The 3,199-nt window shown below is 38.4% G+C and carries 5 protein-coding genes; 4 read left to right on the top strand and 1 reads right to left on the bottom strand.

The window, feature by feature from the left end; translation table 11 throughout:
* Window positions 1–147: 147 nt before the first annotated feature.
* Entirely contained in the window at window positions 148–1,077 is a 930-nt protein-coding gene (gene repM, locus FTV42_RS15955) for a replication initiation protein RepM (protein ID WP_004871874.1), read from the top strand.
* Window positions 1,074–1,370: a hypothetical protein gene (locus FTV42_RS15950; RefSeq protein ID WP_005265043.1), complete on the top strand. Its 297-nt coding sequence runs from the start codon at window positions 1,074–1,076 to the stop codon at window positions 1,368–1,370. The genes repM and FTV42_RS15950 overlap by 4 nt, the downstream gene beginning before the upstream one ends.
* Here FTV42_RS15950 and FTV42_RS15945 read toward each other — a convergent pair.
* Window positions 1,367–1,651 carry a hypothetical protein gene (locus FTV42_RS15945; RefSeq protein ID WP_004856445.1) on the bottom strand — a complete coding sequence of 95 codons (285 nt, stop codon included), beginning with the start codon at window positions 1,649–1,651 and terminating at the stop codon, window positions 1,367–1,369. The two genes, FTV42_RS15950 and FTV42_RS15945, sit on opposite strands and share 4 nt — an antisense overlap.
* 209 nt (window positions 1,652–1,860) lie before the next feature.
* Between FTV42_RS15945 and mobQ the strand changes: the two genes are divergently transcribed.
* Window positions 1,861–2,832, top strand: a complete 972-nt coding sequence (mobQ, locus tag FTV42_RS15940) for a MobQ family relaxase (RefSeq protein ID WP_179991714.1) — start codon at window positions 1,861–1,863, stop codon at window positions 2,830–2,832.
* Window positions 2,829–3,199: hypothetical protein (locus FTV42_RS15935; protein WP_180039186.1), on the top strand; the 371-nt coding region annotated here is incomplete at its 3' end. The genes mobQ and FTV42_RS15935, both read left to right, overlap by 4 nt.

Raw genomic sequence — 3,199 nt, 5'->3', positions numbered from 1 at the left:
TATAAACGGACATTTGCTCTTGTATAAACGGACATTTGCTCTTGTATAAACGGACATTTGCTCTTAATTAAAAGACATTATAAATATTGACCTTAAAAAGATATTAGATTACATTGTCCTTTAATTAGATAATAATAAGTTCTTCTTATGAAAAATAGTTTAGTCGTGAAAGATAATGCTCTAATAAATGCCAGTTACAACCTAGAGCTAACGGAACAACGTTTGATCATGCTAGCTATCATTAATGCTAGAGAATCGGGACAAGGAATCACTGCGGATAGTAAACTGGAAATACATGCTAGTGACTACGCCAAGCTATTCAATGTATCTGCCGATGCGTCATATAAAGCTTTGAGAGAAGCTGTAAATAATCTGTTTAATCGTCAATTTAGTTATACAGCCGAATATAAAAAAACAGGCAAAGTCGGCATTGTTCGATCTCGCTGGGTAAGCCGTATATTTTATGTAGATGACCTAGCATTGTTAGAAATTACTTTTGCTCCTGATGTAGTGCCTTTAATCACACGATTGGAAGAACACTTTACAAAATATGAAGCTAAACAAGTTGCTCACCTAACCAGTAAATACGCCACTAGGCTTTATGAATTGCTGATTGCTTGGCGTGAAGTTGGAAAAGTTCCACAACTAGAACTTAGTGAGTTTAGAAACAGATTAGGTCTTGTTGATAGTGAATACACCGCCATGAGTGACTTTAAAAAGCGTGTGCTTGAACCATCAATTAAACAAATTAATGAGCATACTGATATTACTGTAACGTATGAACAGCATAAAAAAGGACGGATCATTTCAGGTTTTTCTTTCAAATTTAAGCAAAAACAACAGCCAAAAGTTGAAGCAAAAAGAGATCCAAACACGCCTGATTTTTTTATAAAAATGACCGATGCACAACGCCATTTATTTGCGAATAAAATGTCAGAAATGCCTGAAATGGGGAAATATTCACAAGGTACAGAAAGCTACCAACAATTTGCTATTCGTATCGCTGATATGCTTTTAGAGCCTGAAAAATTCAGAGAGCTTTATCCAATTTTAGAAAAATCAGGATTTCAGCCATGATTAAATTAAATAACCTATCAACCGATCTAAAGCATGTGACCGTTGAATACCTCGACATCGTAAATTATGAAATTGCGAGGGAAAATATATGCGGTTATATCTTCCTATTATCCCGACTATCCAAAAATGCCAAACCCACCGAAAAAATGCAGATGGAAAGCAAAATACAGGACTTAATTTACTATCGGGATCATTTGCAGATAGAGGACAAAGACAATATTCAAAAGGTTTTAAACACGCTCATTCCCGAGTATCAAGCCGAACAGAATAACCAAACAGCTAAGAAAAATTAGGCTTCAATGTCGGGCAAATCAAAAAGCTGTCGATCTCTATTTTCTGTTAAATATTCGTTGAGTTCAGCGAGTATTTTTTCTTTATTGGCTTCATTAGATTGCATCTTTTTAATTAAGTAAGAACCGAGCAAAATTTTACGTCTTGTATCGTCCTTTCTTTCTTGTTCCTTTTGCTTGGTTTTTTCTCTTGCATCAATAGCCTGTTTTTGAGCTTTTAACTGTTTCAACTTTTCTAATTGGGCTTCAATTTTCTTTTCGATATTTTCAGCAGATTTTGTCATAACGGTTAATTTCGGGATATAGAAAACCACTCAAGCATAAAACCCTATGAATTGAAATTCAAGCGGGCTATATGCTATCGTGTTTTTCATGAAATGCGCACTTACGACTTGGATTTCATCCAAGTCAAAGTTTGCGTAAGGGGATACCCCTTAACCCCAAAAAACTGCTACGCAATTTTTTAAAAGCAAAAGCATCTCAAGGCGACTGCATGGCAATCTATCATTGTTCCACTAAAACGGTTAACCGAAGTTCAGGACGAACTGCGGTTGCATCAAGTGCCTATCGCGCAGGTGAAAAACTAGAAGATGAACGCACAGGGCTGACCCATGACTTTACGAGAAAAGACGGTGTAGCCCATTCTGAAATTATCTCTAATTTAGATATTGAAATTGACCGTGGCGAACTTTGGAACTTGGCAGAAAAAACCGAGAACCGCAAAGATGCCCGAACCGCTAGAGAATGGGTGATTGCCCTACCCGATGAATTAGACGCTGATCAACGTAAGGACTTAGCAAAAGACTTTGCCAGGTCCTTAGTTGATCGCTATGAGGTGATCGCAGATTTAGCCATCCATAAACCGAGTAAAGGCGGAAATGATAAAAACCATCACGCCCATATCATGCTCACCACCCGAAAAGCCGAATTAGACGCAGACAATAAAATCACTCTGACCACCAAAACCGATATTGAACTCAGCAACGCCAAACGAAAAAGCCTTGGTATAGGGACAACCCAAGAAGACATTAAGCAAATTCGAGAAACATGGGCAGACTTAGCCAATAAAGCATTGGAACGTGCAGGCTACCGAGAAAAAATAGACCATCGTAGCTATGCCGATCAGAACAACGGACTACAAGCCACCATCCATGAAGGCACCAAAGTCACTCAATTACGCAGACAAGGCATAGACACTGAAATCAGCCGTTTTAATGACAACGTCAAACAGCAAAATAGCCAACAGCTTCACCAACAGAAACAGCAAAAAGAGAGCGTTTTACAGCGTGGTTTAAGCCGTGTCGATCAAGGTTTTGATCAATGGCAGAAGAACCAAGAAACCAAACGCCTAGAACTGGAACGCCAATCGGAAATGAAGCGACAGCAAGAATTAGATAAACAACGAGCCGAGCAAGCACTCCGCAAGGCATCTCAAAAACTAAGTAGAGGCGGAATGTCGTTATGAGCAACCAAAATGATTTAGATGACCAATTATATATTTTACTGGCATCCATGAAGGAATATAGAGAAGCCATAGCAGACGATAACAAGCGATTAGAGCAGTTTTACAACCATGTCGCTAGTGGAATACTAGACAAGGCTGAAAAATCGCTAGAAAACGCAAATAAGAAGCATACAGGCGCATTAAACAACAGTATTCAGGCATTAAACGAAGCTACACACAGGCTCAACTTAAAACTTATCATTATTTTTGCCAGCACGTTTGTTGCTGTGATGATGGTGTTCATTTTGGCTATCTTTTTATACATACCAAGCAAAGACGAAATTGATGAACGTAGAGCAGATATGGCTGTACTAAAAAAATATCCGCT

Origin of the sequence: Acinetobacter sp. YH16052, from assembly GCF_013417155.1 — a bacterium.
Lineage (GTDB): Bacteria > Pseudomonadota > Gammaproteobacteria > Pseudomonadales > Moraxellaceae > Acinetobacter.
This window is presented reverse-complemented; position numbering and strand designations above follow the sequence as displayed.